Consider the following 14,902-nt stretch of genomic DNA (forward strand, 5'->3'; position numbering starts at 1 on the left):
TGTTAACCTCCTTAATAAACTACTTCTCAGATACCCCAACGATAACATGAGCTGTTGGTTTTCTAATTATATCTGCTCTTCCCATTGCTCTAGGACTCATTCTCTTAAGAGCTGGTCCATCGTTAATCATTATTGTAGATATAACTAATTTTTCATCGTCTAGTTTTGCATTATGTGTAGCATTAGCTATTGCTGATGCTAAAGTTTTCTTTATAATTCTAGCTGCTTTTTTATTTGTATATTCTAATATATCTAGTGCTTCTAGAGCTGATTTTCCTCTCACTAAGTCAGCTACTAATCTAGCTTTTCTTGGAGACATTCTCACGAATCTAGTACTTGCTTTTACTTCCACTAGTTTCTCCTCCTTTTTTTATAATCTCTAAAATCTATATTTTAAATCCTACTTGTTACCCTTTGTATGTCCGTGGTAAGTTCTTGTAGGTGCAAATTCTCCTAATTTATGTCCAACCATTTGTTCTGTTACATATACTGGTATATGTTTTTTTCCGTTGTATACTCCAAATGTTAATCCTATGAAGTTAGGGAATATTGTTGATCTTCTTGACCAAGTTTTAATAACTGCTTTTAAGTTATTAGTTGCTTTAGCATCTTCAACCTTTTTCATTAAGTGATGATCACAAAAAGGTCCTTTTCTAAGCGATCTTGCCATAACCTATGTTACCTCCTCTCGAAATTACTTTTCGTTTCTTCTTCTTACGATAAACTTATCAGATACTTTTTTACCTCTTGTTTTAACACCAAGTGCTGGTTTTCCCCAAGGAGTTAATGGAGATTTTCTACCAACTGTAGCTTTTCCTTCTCCTCCACCATGAGGGTGATCACAAGGGTTCATTGCAGATCCTCTAACGTGAGGTCTTCTTCCCATAAGTCTATTTCTTCCTGCTTTTCCGATTGAAACTAGGTTGTGCTCAGAGTTTCCTACTTCACCAATAGTAGCTGTACACTCACCATGTATTAATCTAAGTTCTCCTGAAGGTAATTCGATGTGACAATAAGTTCCTTCTTTTGCAACTAGTCTTGCAGCTGTTCCAGCAGATCTAACTAATTGTCCTCCTCTTCCAACTTGTAACTCGATGTTGTGAATTTGTGCTCCAACTGGCATATCTTTTAATTTTAACGCATTTCCTGGTTTTATTTCAGCGTTAGCTCCGTTCATTACAACGTCTCCAACTTTTAATCCTTTAGGTGCTAATATATATGCTTTAGCTCCATCTGCGTAATATAATAATGCGATGTTTGCAGTTCTGTTTGGATCATACTCTATTGATTTAACAGTTGCTGGTACATCTAATTTATTTCTTTTGAAATCGATTATTCTATATAATCTTTTGTGACCTTTTTGTCTATTAACATTTGTTCTGTGTCCATAGTTATCTAATCCGTATGCAGATTTTAAAGGCACAGTTAAAGACTTTTCAGGTCTTGCTTTACTTAATTCAGACACAACAAGTCTAGACATATGTCTAACTCCATCACTTGTTGGTTTCATTTTTTTAATAGCCATTACTTAACCCTCCGAATATTTTATGAGACCTATAACTATCTTTAGCCGTTAATTATGCTTCTTTGAAGTAAGAAATTGTTCCTGAAGCTAATTTAACTATTGCTTTCTTTTTAGCTTGAGTTTTATATAATTTCATACCATGTCTTTTTGTTACAGGTTTGATATTTACTGTAGCAACTTCTGCAACTTTAACGTTGAATATTTCTTCTACAGCTTTCTTTATTTCTATTTTGTTTGCTTTTCTATTCACTTCAAAAGTATATTTGTTGTGCTCTCTTCTTAGAAGCTCAGTTTTTTCAGTGATTAGAGGTTTTCTTATGATATCATAAGCTGTCATCTATCCAAGCACCTCCTCAATTGTAGCTAATGCTTCTTTAGTGATGATTACTTTATTTTGTTTTAATAACCAGTAAATTCCTAATTCACTTGGTTGGAAAACAACTGCGTTTTCTAAGTTTCTTGCAGCTAAGAATAAGTTGTAATCATTTGCTGCTGTTAAGTCGTTTACTACGAACATTTGTTTTGTTGTTGCATTTAATTCTTTTGTTAAAGCAACTATTGTTTTAGTTTTTGGAGTTTCTACTACACCATCTAATACAACGATGTCTCCATTTGCACATTTAACTGAAAGTGCTGATTTAAGAGCTAACACTCTAACTTTCTTGTTTACTTTTTTCTCATAGCTTCTAGGTGTTGGTCCGAAAACAACTCCTCCACCTACCATATGTGGAGCTCTGATTGAACCTTGTCTAGCTCTACCAGTACCTTTTTGTTTAAATGGCTTTCTTCCGCCTCCTCTAACCATAGCTCTTGTCTTAGTACTAGCACTTCCTTGTCTAGCAGCTGCTAGTTCTGCAGTAAGAACTTCGTGAAGAACAACTTTATTTGGTTCGATTCCAAATATAGAGTCCTTAACTTCAACAGTTCCAGTTTGTGCTCCTGCTAAGTTATATATGTTTAAAACTGCCATTTTTTCCTCCTTTCACTTCTACTAACCTTATTTCTTTATAGCTGGTCTTACTACAAGGTAACCGTTTTTAGCACCTGGTACTGCACCTTTTATTAAGATTACATTGTTTTCTACATCTAATTTAACTACTTTTAAGTTTTGAACTGTTACAGTAGCATTTCCATGTTGTCCAGCCATTCTTAATCCTTTAAGAACTTTTCCAGGCCAAGATGATTGTCCGATTGATCCTCCTAGTCTGTGGTTTCTAGAAACCCCGTGAGACGCTCTGTTTCCACCGAAACCGTGTCTCTTCATAACTCCTGAAGTTCCTTTACCTTTTGATGTTCCAGTGATATCTACATATTCAACACCATCTAATACATCAACTTTTATTTCTTGTCCTAATTCGTAAGCGTCAACTGCGTCAACTTTTACCTCTTTTACGAATCTTAATGGTTTAACTCCAACTTTATTGAAGATTCCCATCATAGGTTTAGTAGAATTTTTTTCTTTCTTCTCATCGAAACCTAGTTGTAATGCAGTATATCCGTCATTTTCAACTGTTTTCTTTTGTAGAACAAAGTTTGGTCCAGCTTCTACAACTGTTACTGGAACGAACTTTCCATCTTCGAAGATTTGAGTCATTCCGATTTTTTTTCCTAAAATTCCTGACATTTGTTTCATACCTCCATCAAATAATATATTGGTTGACAACTTGACCTCGTGGTTCCACGATCCTGCTTTAAAAAAAGCGTCAACTTGTATTATTCTGTAAGGATAATTTGATATTCAATCTTAACTTAATTTTCAAATTACCCGAGAATCAGCCATTTGTGTTTTTTAATTACGCTTGTTTAATTTCAATTCCAACACCAGCTGGTAAGTTAACCGCTGTTAATGATGATATTGTTTTTTGAGTAGAGTTTTTGATTTCAACCATTCTTCTGTGGATTCTCATCTCAAACTGCTCTCTTGAATCTTTGTTTACATGTACTGATCTTAATACAGTGTATTTTTTTATTTTTGTTGGTAGTGGCATAGGTCCAGCTATTTCAGCTCCTGATTTCTCTGCAACTTCCGCTATTTTTTTAGCTGATTGATCTAATAACATATGATCGTAAGCTTTTAAATAGATTCTTAACTTGTTAGCCATTGTATACACCTCCTTTAATTTTTAAAATTTAAAAGATGATCTCTTTTGTACACCTTGAAAATTATATCATATTTTCTATAATTTGCAAAGCTTTTTTTTGTTTTTTTTTAATTTTTTTTTATATATTTTTTTTAATTATTTTTAAAATATTTTTTGAAGGTTTTTAGAATTTTTTGTAAGATTATTTTTCATTTTTTATTTTAAAATATTTTTAATTCTATAAAAATATTTTCTTTTAAAATTTATTTTCAAATAATTTTATTATTTTTCATCTCAAAAATATTTTTTAAAAAAGAGCAGTTTCAAACTGCTCTTCCATTATTATTTAGTTTCTACTTTTTCTTCAGTTTTAACTTCAGGAGCTTTTACTTCAGCTTTTGGAGTTTCAACTGGTTTTTTTGCAGCTGGTGCTGGGTTAGGTTTTCTAACTCCATGTCCACTAGGATGTCTTAAATTTAAGATAGCCAGTGTTGGACATTTTAATTCACATAGACCACAGTTTATACATTTTGATGGATCTATTTTAGCTAAGTTATTCTCAACTGTAATAGCTCCTTTTGGACATGCTTTTGCACACATTCCGCAACCAATACAAGCTACTTTACAATTTTTCTTAGCATCAATACCTTTATCCTTAGATGAACAAGTTACTGTTACTATATTTTTTTCTGGTAACATAGCTATTACATTCTTAGGACATATATTTTGACATGCTCCACAAGATACACATACTTTTGGATCTATTTGTGCTACTCCGTTTACTACCTTAATAGCATTAACTGGACATACTTTTACACAATCTCCTAATCCAAGACATGCATACTGACAAGATTTTTCTCCTCCAGCATATATATTAGCTGAAGCACATGTTTTTATATCTCCTCTGAAACTATATTTTTTATTTACATTATCATAGTTTCCCTGGCAAAGAACTTTTGCTACAATCTTATCTCCAGTAGGTGCTTCTACTTTAACACCCATTATCTCTCCTATTTTTTCAGCTACTGCTGCACCTCCAGGAGCACACATATTAAGTTTAGCCCCTTTATTTACAACTGCATCTGCATATCCCCCACATCCTGGGAATCCACATCCACCACAGTTTGCTCCAGGTAAACAAGCAGTTATCTTTTCTACTCTTTCATCAACTTTAACCTCAAATTTTTTAGAGGCAAAAGCTAAGAATAATCCCATAGCTAGTCCTGTAACCCCTAGGATTACAACAGCTATTAATATTTCGTTACCCATAATAACCTCCAAAAATTATATTTTCATTCCACTGAATCCCATAAATGCCATTGCTAAACAGCTAGCTGTTAAGAAAGCAATTGGTACTCCTTTAAATGGAGCTGGAATATCAGAATATTCTATTTTTTCTCTTATTCCTGCTAGTAATACTAATGCAAGAGTAAATCCTACTGCTGCTCCGAAACCATTTACTATTGTTTCTATAAAATTATATCCTTCTTGAATGTTTAAAATTGCAACCCCAAGAACAACACAGTTTGTAGTAATTAATGGTAAATAAACTCCTAAAGCATTATATAAGTTTGGAGATAATTTTTGAATAGCCATTTCTACAAATTGAACTAATGAAGCAATAATTAAAATAAACATTATTGTTTGTAAATATTCAAGTCCAAATGGAACTAATGCATATTGATATATTGTCCAAGTAATTCCTGAAGATATTGTAATAACGAATATTATTGCCATTCCCATACCAATAGAAGATTCAACTTTTTTTGAAACTCCCATGTATGGACAAATTCCTAATACTTTACCGAAAACATAGTTTTGGATAAAGATAGAAGTTATAATTATACTAAATAATTTTCCAAAGTCCATTCACTATGCCCCCTTCTTTTGTTTTAAATAGTTTTGGTAAGCTATAACACAAGCTATTGTCATAAATCCTCCAGGAGGTAATATGAATATTAAAGCTGGTTGCCAGAAGCTTGGAACTATTGATATATCAAATATTGTTCCACTTCCTAAAATCTCTCTAATAATTCCTAGTATTGTTAAAGCCATTGTAAATCCTAATCCTGATCCTAGTCCATCAAACATAGAATCTATTACACTATTTTTAGAGGCAAAGCTTTCTGCTCTTCCTAACACTATACAGTTAACAACTATTAATGGGATGTATAATCCTAGTACTTTATAGATATCTGGAACATAAGCTTCCATCAACATTTGAACAACTGTAACTAGAGAAGCTATAACCATAATAAAAGCTGGTATTCTTACTTTATCTGGTATTGCTTTTTTTATAATAGAAATAATTGTGTTTGAACATATTAAAACTGCTGTTGTAGCAAGACCCATTGACATTCCGTTTATTGCAGAAGTTGAAGTCCCTAATGTTGGACATAATCCTAATAATAACACTAATACTGGGTTTTCTTTTATTATCCCGTTTATTACTATTCCTAATTTACTTTTTGCCATTATTTAGTCACCTCCGCATAAGTAGATAATACTCTTACAATTCCTGCGTGCACTGAGCTTGGAGATATTGTTGCTCCAGCAAAGGCATCTACACTTTTATTAAATTCATAATCTTTATCTCTACCTATCCAAAGTTTTTGCCACTCTTCACCTGTAATTTTTGCTCCTAATCCTGGAGTCTCTTGGTGATTCATAACTTTTAATCCTGTAATTTTACCTTCTAAGTCAACTCCTAAAGAGAAATTGATGTTTCCACCATATCCACCTTGAACAACTGTAACAACATATCCAACTTTTTCTCCATTTTCGTTGAAACCTGGTATAAATTTAAAATCATCTTTTTCTATTATTTGAGCTTCATCAAATGTTTTAGCTATTGGAAGAACTAATATTCTTGCATTATTTTCTGCATTTATATTATTTTGTTCTATTGTTCCTTTAGTCATTCCATTTACTCCTGCTAAAAGTCCAGCAGAGATTGCAGCTATTATTAATAAAACAGATCCAAAATGTATAAATCTATTTCTTTCCATTAGCTTTCACCTCCCCGAATTTTTTAGGCATTGTATATCTATTAATTAATGGTACTACACCATTCATTATTAATATAGAAAATGCTGTTCCTTCTGGGTATCCACCCTTCATTCTAATCATTGAGATTAAGAATCCTATTCCGAAGGCATAGATTAATTTTCCTTTTTGAGTTGCTGGACTTGTTACCATATCAGTTGCCATAAAGAAAGCTCCTAGTAAAAGTCCTCCTGAAATAACTTGCATTACAGGATCTGCTCCAAATAATCCTGTGATTACTGCTACTGTTCCTATTATAACAGCTGGCATTTTCCAATCTATTTGTTTTTTATAGATTAGATATGCTCCACCTAATAATAGAGCTATTGCTGAAGTTTCTCCTAAACATCCTCCCATCTTACCAATTAGAGCTTGAACATACATATTTCCCTCTCCAATTAATCTTTCAGATACAGGAAGATTTCTCTTCATGGCATCTAGCATTGTAGCCCCTGCTACTCCATCTAAAGTGAAAGTAGTTATTGCTACTGGCCAAGAAGCTTGTATAAATGCTCTTCCTACTAAAGCAGGGTTAAATACGTTACCTCCTAATCCTCCAAATATCATTTTTCCTAAAGCGATAGAAACAAATGCTCCTATTGCTACAAATGGTAATGACATATCTACTGGTATTACAAAGGCAAATAAAATTCCTGTTACAATAGCACTTTTATCATGTAAAGTACACTCTTTATTTCTTATTTTGTTAAATAAAAATTCTGTTAACATACAGAATATAACTGAAACAGCTGTAACTATTAATGCTCTTAATTTAAAAACATAAACTGACATTATTAATGCTGGTATTAAAGCAATTATAACATCTAACATTACTTTGTCTACTGTTTCTGATGTTCTTATGTGAGGCGAAGGCCCCATATTATATGTATTCACTGTCTTTCCCTCCTTGCTTGTTATTTCTTAGCTCTTAATTTAGCTTTTCCTATTTTTATAGCTTCAGTTAAAGGTCTGTTTGCTGGGCAAATGTATGCACAAGATCCACACTCGATACAGTCCATTAAGTTATGTTGAGCCATAACTTCCCATTCACCTTTTTTAGCTGATCTTGCATAGATAAATGGTACCAAGTGCATTGGACATACATCTACACATTTTCCACAACTAAGACAAGCTTGAGGTTTACAATAATTTGTTTCTTCTTTTGTTAATGCTAAAAGACCTCCAGTACCTTTTATTACTGGAACTTCTTCTGTAAATTGAGCCATACCCATCATAGGTCCACCCATAACAAGTTTGTCAATTTTTTCTCTTTCTACTCCACAATAATCTAATAATTCAGAGAATGGAGTACCTATTGCCACTTTTAAGTTTTTAGGTTCTTTTATAGCTTTACCAGAAACAGTAACTATTTTCTCAATAAGAGGTTCTCCTAGTACAACTCCTCTATATATAGCTGCAGCTGTTCCTGTATTTTGAACTACAACACCAACAGATGCTGGTAATTTTCCTGATGGAACTTCTCTGTTTAATACAGCTTTTATAAGTTGTTTTTCTCCTCCTTGAGGATATTTTGTGTGTAGAGGCATTACCTCTATACCTGTTCCTTCACAAGCTTTTTTCATACTTGCAATAGCTAAAGGTTTATTTTCTTCAATCCCTATTACAGCATTGTTGATTCCCAAAATTTTCTTAATAATTTTTATTCCTTCAACAATTGCCATTGGATCTTCAAGCATAAGTCTATTATCTGAGTTTAAATAAGGCTCACACTCTGCTCCATTTAATACTAATGTATCAATTGGAGAATCTTTTGGTGGGTTTAACTTAATATGAGTTGGGAAGCTTGCCCCTCCTATTCCTACTATTCCTTTTTCTCTTATAAGTTTTAATAGGTCTTCTTTAGATGCATCTTGCCAATTCTCAATTTTTTCAAGCTCACACCATTCATCTTTTCCATCATTTTCAATAACGATAGTATTTGCTTTTCCCATTAAAGGAAATACACGTTGCTCTATTCTTTTTACTGTACCACTAACAGATGAGTGAATAGTAGTAGACATAAATGCTGTTGAATCAGCAATTTTTTGTCCTTTAAGAACTGTGTCCCCTACTTTAACAAGTGGGTCCAAAGGAGCTCCGATGTGTTGTTGTAATGGTATATATACCATTTTTGGTGATTCCATTTTTTCTGTTGCTTTTGTCGCTGTTTGAACTTTGTTATCAGGTGGATGAACTCCCCCTCTAAATCCAAAAAACTTCATACAAATTCTCCTTCCTTAAACTTATATAAAATTTATTTTTTAAAAAAACTTGCCTCATTCAGTTTACCATAGTTTAACTAATTTAACAATGTTTTTTTATTTTTTGTTCTATTTTTTTACTTTTTATTACATATTTGCATCAATCTATCAAGTGATACTCCATCCAACATCCCCATAATAATATCACTTGTGTGAACTAAGACTTTACTTACTTCCTCTTCTTCTTCCTTAGAAAATCTACCAATTACAAAATCAACAATCTTATCTTTATCTTGACTTTGTCCAATTCCAAACTTAACTCTTAAAAATTTATCTCCCATATGAGAAATTATTGATTTTATTCCATTATGCCCACCAGCACTACCTTTTTCCCTTATTCTAAGTTTTCCTAAAGGAAGTGACATATCATCATAAACTACTATTAGATCTTCTTCAACATTTAACTTATAAAAATTAATAACTTGAATTATTGAATTTCCACTAAGATTCATGTATGTTTGTGGTTTTAATAAAAGTACCTTCTCTCCTTTATAGTTTGCTTCACCTAAAAGTCCATTAAATTTTTCTTTAAAATCGTATACTTTTAGCTTCTCCGATAACTTATCTATTACCATAAATCCTATATTATGTCTTGTTTTCTCATATTCTTTTCCGGGATTACCCAGTCCAACTACTAATTTCATCTATAACCTCTCTTGTTCTCAATTATACTCTTTAATTTCAAAAATTCAAGTTTTTTTTATAAAAAAAGCTGATATTATCAGCTTTTTTTACTTTATTATTTATTAGCAACATCCCTTGCAATAATGCTTTGCAAGTCCTCCTAGAGATGTTTCTCTATACTCTTCTTTTAGATCCCTACCTGTTTCTTTCATTGTTATAACAACCTCATCAAAAGAAACTGAGTGAACACCATCAGTATAGATAGAATAGTTTGAAGTATCTAATGCTCTTGCTGCTGCTGATGCATTTCTTTCAATACAAGGTATTTGAACATATCCACCAACAGGATCACAAGTAAGTCCTAGACTATGCTCAAGTGCCATTTCAGCTGCATACTCTATTTGATCAATACTTCCACCCATTAAAAATGCTCCCATTCCTGCTGCCATAGCACAAGCTGTTCCAACTTCTGCTTGACAACCAGCTTCAGCTCCAGAAATACTTGCATTTTCTTTAACTATATTTCCTATTAAACCAGCTACTGCTAATGCTTTTACTACTTCATCATCTTTCAATTCATAAGCTTCCTTTAATGTATATAAAGCTCCTGGTATTACTCCAGCAGCTCCACAAGTTGGAGCAGTTACAACTCTTCCTCCACCTGCATTTTCTTCTGAAACTGCTAAGGTATAAGCAAATAATTTTCCTCTAAAGGCTCTAACTTTTCCCTCTCCTCTAGATTTTTTATAGAAAGTAGATGCTCTTCTTTTTAATTGAATGCTTCCTGGTAAAATTCCTTCTGTATTTATCCCTCTTTCAACAGCTTCTTTCATAGCTGCCCAAATAGTTAATAAATAATCTTTTATATCTTCTCCTTCACATTCAAAAACATATTCCCATAACTCTTTTTTATTTTTTTTACACCAATCTATGATATCGCTCATCTTAGTTAAAGGATATACTTTATTTCCACCATTTCTTTCTTGTCCCTCTTCTACAATAGTTCCTCCACCAACTGAAAAAACTAACCAAGATTTCATTTCTTTGTCATTTTTATCAAATGAAATAAATTTCATTCCATTAGTGTGGAAAGGATGAACTACTTCAGGTTTCCAAATAATCTCTACTCTTTTTGGAGCTAAAGTTTTTTCTATTATCCAGTCTGTTAAATGCCCTTTTCCAGTCAAGGCCAAAGATCCATATAACTCAACTTTGAAATAATCAGCATCTAAATTTTCTTCTTTAAATTTTCTTGCTGCTCTCTCTGGTCCCATTGTATGAGAACTTGATGGTCCATTTCCTATTTTAAATAATTCTTTTAAAGAGTCCACTTTTTTCCCTCCATAATTAAATAAATTATTGTCTTATCTCTCCTGAGAATTTTGTTTTAATGATATTTAATATTTTATCTTGAACTTTTATAATATCTTCTTCTTTTAAAGTTCCATTTTTATCTCTCATTACAATACTTATTGCAACTGATTTTTTACCAGTTTCTATATGTTCTCCTCTATAAATATCAAATACTCCTACTGACTCTACAAAGTCTGAACTTTTTCTAATAGCATCTACCATATCTCCAACAAGAACTTTTTCATCTAATACAATAGCTAAGTCTCTTGTAACTTCTGGATATTTTACTACTCTTTCATATTTTATTTTTTTACTCATATATTGTTTTAATAAAGATATATTCATTTCAGCAATATATGCTCTTTCTCTAACTATATCCATTTTCTCTGCAACTTCTGGATGAATTTCTCCAAATGTTCCAACTACTAATTTTCCTACCATTACATCAGCAGCTCTTCCTGGGTGGAAGTTTGGATTAGTAGTTCTTACTATTCTATATCCTTTTATTCCTATCTCTTCTAAATATTCCTCTACAAAACCTTTTAATATATAGAAATCATAAGCTTCTGGTTTTGGATTCCATAGAGATTTTTCATCTCTTCCACAGATTCCAATTGCCATATGGATATCCTCTTTTGCTAATAGATCATCAGTTTTTTCAAATACTTTAGCAACTTCAAATATTTTTATAGAATCTTGATTTCTATTTAGGTTTTCTCTAATATTATTTAAGATACTATATATTAAAGTTGGTCTCATCATTGCCATTGTTTCTACTATTGGATTAAGAATCATTATTTCTTCTTTATTTATATGTAACATCTCTTTTACTTCTTTAGGGATAAAGCTATAGTTGATAACTTCTTGTAATCCTATTTTAGCTAAAGCATCTTTTGACTCATCCATAAGTCTTATGACTTCATTCTTTTCTCCAGCTGATATATCTTCTACTGGCATTTTATCTGGAATATTTTCAAAACCATACATTCTTATAACTTCTTCATATAAATCTGCTGGTCTTAATAGATCTCCTCTATAACTTGGAGGAACTATTTCTAATTTTTCTCCACAATCTTTAACTTCTAAATTTAAATTAGTTAATATTTCTATTATTCTTTCTTTTTCTATTTCTTTTCCAGCAAATCTTCTTAATCTTGCTATGTCTAAAGTAATAGTTCTTGATTGATATTTTTCAGGGTATACATCTACCATTTTTCCAACTGATTCTGGGTTTGCAAGTTCTAGTATTAAATCTGAAACTCTATCTAATACTGTTGGAACATTTTCAATATCTGTTCCTCTTTCGTTTCTATATCCAGCATCACTTGTTATTACAAATTTTCTTCCAGCTTTTCTTATATATTCAGGAACAAAGTAAGCTACCTCTACAAATATATCTGTTGTATCTTCTTTTACTCCACTTCCCATTCCGCCTATAATTCCTGCAAGACCAGATGGCTTTTCAGCATCAGCTATCACTAATTCATCATTTACATCTATCTCTTGCTCTGATAAAGTAACTAGTTTTTCTCCAGCCTTTCCTCTTCTAGCTACAAGTTTTCCTCCAGCTATCTCTTTTAGATCATAGATATGGATTGGTTGATTGTATTCAAACATTACAAAGTTTGAAATATCTACTATATTATTAATAGGATTTAATCCCATTGCAAGTATTCTTTTCTTTAACCATTCTGGAGATTCTCCAACTTTCACCCCACGGATTACTCTTCCAGCAAATCTTTTACATCTTTCATTGTCTTCTATCGAAATATCTAAAACATCATCTGTAAAATTAATGTTATTTAATTTTTTTATTTCTGGATATTTTACCTTTCTTCCATAATAAGCGGCAATCTCTCTTGCTATTCCTATATGAGAAAGACAGTCTGGTCTATTTGGAGTTATCTCTAATTCAAATATAACATCATTTAATTTAGCATACTCTCTATATTCCATTCCAACTGGAGCATCTTCTGGAAGAATTATTATTCCATCGTGATCTTTTCCTAGACCTAATTCAGCCTTTGAACAACACATTCCAAAAGATTCTACCCCTCTTATTTTACTTTTCTTAATTTTGAAATCTCCAGGTAAAACTGCACCTATTCTTGCAACAACTACCTTATCTCCCTCTTTATGATTTGGAGCTCCACAAACTATTTGAATAGGTTCTTCCTCTCCAACATTTATTTTTAATAATGATAGTTTATCTGCTTCTGGGTGTCTTCCATATTCTACAATATGTCCAATTACAACATTATCAAGATACTTACCTTGAACCTCTATTGCCTCTACCTCTTGACCTATCATTGTTAAAGCTCTATCAAGCTGTTCTATATTTTCATTTACATCCACATATTGTTTAAGCCATTCTAATGAAATTAACATTTACTCCTCACTCTCCTACTTACTACTTAAATTGTTTTAAAAATCTTGTGTCATTTTCAAAGAATGCTCTTAAATCATCTATTCCGTGTCTAAGCATAGTTATTCTTTCTATACCCATACCAAATGCAAACCCTGAAACTTCATCTGGATTATATCCAACTGATTTTAATACTTCTGGGTCTACCATTCCACAACCCATAATTTCTAACCAACCACTGTTTTTACAAACTCTACAACCTTTTCCTTTACAGATAACACATTCTACGTCCATCTCTGCACTTGGTTCTGTAAATGGGAAAAAGTGAGGTCTAAATCTTACTTTTGTATTTTCTCCAAAAACTTTTTCCATAAATGTAGTTAAAATTGCTTTTAAATTAGCAAAAGAAACATCTTTTCCAACCATTAATCCTTCCATTTGATGGAACATTGGAGTGTGAGAAACATCATAATCTGGTCTATAAACCTTTCCAACACAAACCATTCTAAAAGGTGGTTTTTTCTCCAACATATATCTTACTTGTACTGGAGAAGTTTGAGTTCTTAAACATACCTCATCAGAAATATAGAAAGTATCTGTTATATCTCTTGAAGGGTGAGATTCTGGTATATTTAAAGCATCAAAGTTATATTTTACAAGCTCTATTTCTGGTCCATCTGCCACATCAAATCCCATATCCATAGCTATTTTCTTTAATAAATTAGCTGTTTCTGTCAATGGATGTAATCTTCCAGGAACTGTTTTCTTTCCAGAAAGTGTTATGTCAATCACTTCTTCCTCTAATTGTTTAGCTTTTAACTCTTTTGTTATTTCCTCTTTTTTAGTTTCGATAAACTCTGTTATCTCCTGTCTAATTTCATTTAAAAGCTGACCAATCACTGGTCTTTCTTCAGAAGAAAGATTTTTCATTCCCTTAGAAATCTCTGTTACTAATCCTTTCTTTCCTAAATATTTAACTCTAAAATCTTCTACTTCCTGTAAAGTAACGAGTTTTAAAATTTCTTCTTTTGCTTGAGATTTAAGCAAAGATAGTTTTTCTTTCATTTTCCCTCCTGTAAAGATTATTTAATTTCTTTATGAATAATTTTAATTTTTTTGTTTTCTTCTATGTTGATAACCCCGTAGCTGCCACTAAGGACAGCTCCAGGGTTAAATAAAGTTATATTCTCTTTTTCACTTAAATATGGAAGATGAGTATGTCCAAATACAACTATATTTGCTCCCTCTTCTCTTGCTTTTATCTCTAAATTATGATAATTTCTTTTTACTCCATAAAGATGACCATGAGTTAATAAAAACTTTTTATCTAATATATTAAAAATTTCTACATCTTTAAAGTCACTATCATAGTCACAATTTCCTCTAACAGTAAAAAATTCTATATTAGAAAATGCATACTTCATATCCTCTACATCTTCATAACCATCTCCTGAAAATAATACTATCTGAGGATTTTCTTCTTTTATAATTCTATATAAACGTTCAAAACAACCATGAACATCTGACACTGCTACTATCTTCATATTTTTTCCTTATCATTAAGCTATAAATAATGTTGTTTCTGCTTGCTCCATTATTTTTATACCAACTTTTTTTGTTATTTTTTCATATAAATATGAATTACTTA

General features: G+C 31.9%; 18 protein-coding genes. All 18 read right to left on the bottom strand.

Translation table 11 applies throughout. The annotated features are described in order from the left end of the window. Window positions 1-19: 19 nt before the first annotated feature. Window positions 20-352: a 50S ribosomal protein L22 gene (gene rplV, locus Q1J48_RS04400; RefSeq protein ID WP_300344895.1), complete on the bottom strand. Its 333-nt coding sequence runs from the start codon at window positions 350-352 to the stop codon at window positions 20-22. Window positions 353-400: 48 nt separating this feature from the next. Then, on the bottom strand, window positions 401-670 hold the full coding sequence (gene rpsS, locus Q1J48_RS04405; RefSeq protein WP_300344897.1) for a 30S ribosomal protein S19: 270 nt from the start codon (window positions 668-670) through the stop codon (window positions 401-403). 24 nt (window positions 671-694) lie between these two features. Then, window positions 695-1,525 (bottom strand): 50S ribosomal protein L2, encoded by an 831-nt coding sequence (gene rplB / locus Q1J48_RS04410; RefSeq protein ID WP_300344899.1) that lies wholly within the window; start codon window positions 1,523-1,525, stop codon window positions 695-697. Window positions 1,526-1,577: 52 nt separating this feature from the next. Next, a complete protein-coding gene (gene rplW / locus Q1J48_RS04415) occupies window positions 1,578-1,862 on the bottom strand; it encodes a 50S ribosomal protein L23 (protein WP_027128132.1) in 285 nt (94 codons plus the stop codon). Next, window positions 1,863-2,495 carry a 50S ribosomal protein L4 gene (gene rplD, locus Q1J48_RS04420; RefSeq protein ID WP_300344902.1) on the bottom strand — a complete coding sequence of 211 codons (633 nt, stop codon included), beginning with the start codon at window positions 2,493-2,495 and terminating at the stop codon, window positions 1,863-1,865. 27 nt (window positions 2,496-2,522) lie between these two features. After that, window positions 2,523-3,149 (bottom strand): 50S ribosomal protein L3, encoded by a 627-nt coding sequence (rplC, locus tag Q1J48_RS04425; protein ID WP_300344904.1) that lies wholly within the window; start codon window positions 3,147-3,149, stop codon window positions 2,523-2,525. Window positions 3,150-3,318: 169 nt separating this feature from the next. Further along, the gene (gene rpsJ, locus Q1J48_RS04430; protein WP_268827890.1) at window positions 3,319-3,627 is read right to left on the bottom strand and encodes a 30S ribosomal protein S10; all 309 of its coding nucleotides are present in this window, start codon (window positions 3,625-3,627) and stop codon (window positions 3,319-3,321) included. A gap of 321 nt (window positions 3,628-3,948) precedes the next feature. Continuing rightward, window positions 3,949-4,875: an RnfABCDGE type electron transport complex subunit B gene (locus Q1J48_RS04435; RefSeq protein WP_300361514.1), complete on the bottom strand. Its 927-nt coding sequence runs from the start codon at window positions 4,873-4,875 to the stop codon at window positions 3,949-3,951. Window positions 4,876-4,890: 15 nt separating this feature from the next. Beyond that, window positions 4,891-5,475, bottom strand: a complete 585-nt coding sequence (gene rsxA, locus Q1J48_RS04440) for an electron transport complex subunit RsxA (RefSeq protein WP_300344911.1) — start codon at window positions 5,473-5,475, stop codon at window positions 4,891-4,893. Window positions 5,476-5,478: 3 nt separating this feature from the next. Next, window positions 5,479-6,081, bottom strand: coding sequence for an RnfABCDGE type electron transport complex subunit E (locus tag Q1J48_RS04445; protein WP_300344913.1), 603 nt, complete (start codon window positions 6,079-6,081; stop codon window positions 5,479-5,481). Further along, entirely contained in the window at window positions 6,081-6,614 is a 534-nt protein-coding gene (locus Q1J48_RS04450) for an RnfABCDGE type electron transport complex subunit G (protein ID WP_300344915.1), read from the bottom strand. Before Q1J48_RS04450 ends, Q1J48_RS04445 begins: the two co-directional genes overlap by 1 nt. Next, on the bottom strand, window positions 6,601-7,530 hold the full coding sequence (locus Q1J48_RS04455; protein ID WP_300344955.1) for an RnfABCDGE type electron transport complex subunit D: 930 nt from the start codon (window positions 7,528-7,530) through the stop codon (window positions 6,601-6,603). The genes Q1J48_RS04450 and Q1J48_RS04455 overlap by 14 nt, the downstream gene beginning before the upstream one ends. A 35-nt stretch (window positions 7,531-7,565) precedes the next feature. After that, window positions 7,566-8,873 carry an electron transport complex subunit RsxC gene (gene rsxC, locus Q1J48_RS04460; RefSeq protein WP_300344918.1) on the bottom strand — a complete coding sequence of 436 codons (1,308 nt, stop codon included), beginning with the start codon at window positions 8,871-8,873 and terminating at the stop codon, window positions 7,566-7,568. A 116-nt stretch (window positions 8,874-8,989) separates the two neighbouring features. Beyond that, window positions 8,990-9,556, bottom strand: coding sequence for an aminoacyl-tRNA hydrolase (pth, locus tag Q1J48_RS04465; RefSeq protein WP_300361517.1), 567 nt, complete (start codon window positions 9,554-9,556; stop codon window positions 8,990-8,992). A gap of 102 nt (window positions 9,557-9,658) precedes the next feature. Next, window positions 9,659-10,867, bottom strand: a complete 1,209-nt coding sequence (locus Q1J48_RS04470) for an L-serine ammonia-lyase (protein ID WP_300344925.1) — start codon at window positions 10,865-10,867, stop codon at window positions 9,659-9,661. A 25-nt stretch (window positions 10,868-10,892) separates the two neighbouring features. Beyond that, window positions 10,893-13,277: a phenylalanine--tRNA ligase subunit beta gene (gene pheT / locus Q1J48_RS04475; RefSeq protein WP_300344927.1), complete on the bottom strand. Its 2,385-nt coding sequence runs from the start codon at window positions 13,275-13,277 to the stop codon at window positions 10,893-10,895. A 22-nt stretch (window positions 13,278-13,299) separates the two neighbouring features. Then, window positions 13,300-14,319: a phenylalanine--tRNA ligase subunit alpha gene (pheS, locus tag Q1J48_RS04480; protein ID WP_300344928.1), complete on the bottom strand. Its 1,020-nt coding sequence runs from the start codon at window positions 14,317-14,319 to the stop codon at window positions 13,300-13,302. A 17-nt stretch (window positions 14,320-14,336) separates the two neighbouring features. Beyond that, complete coding sequence (locus tag Q1J48_RS04485; protein ID WP_300361520.1) at window positions 14,337-14,798, bottom strand: YfcE family phosphodiesterase; 462 nt, start codon at window positions 14,796-14,798, stop codon at window positions 14,337-14,339. Between the last annotated feature and the right edge of the window lie 104 nt (window positions 14,799-14,902).

Origin of the sequence: Fusobacterium sp. (genome assembly GCF_029258315.1) — a bacterium.
In the GTDB taxonomy this organism is placed as follows: Bacteria; Fusobacteriota; Fusobacteriia; order Fusobacteriales; family Fusobacteriaceae; genus Fusobacterium_B.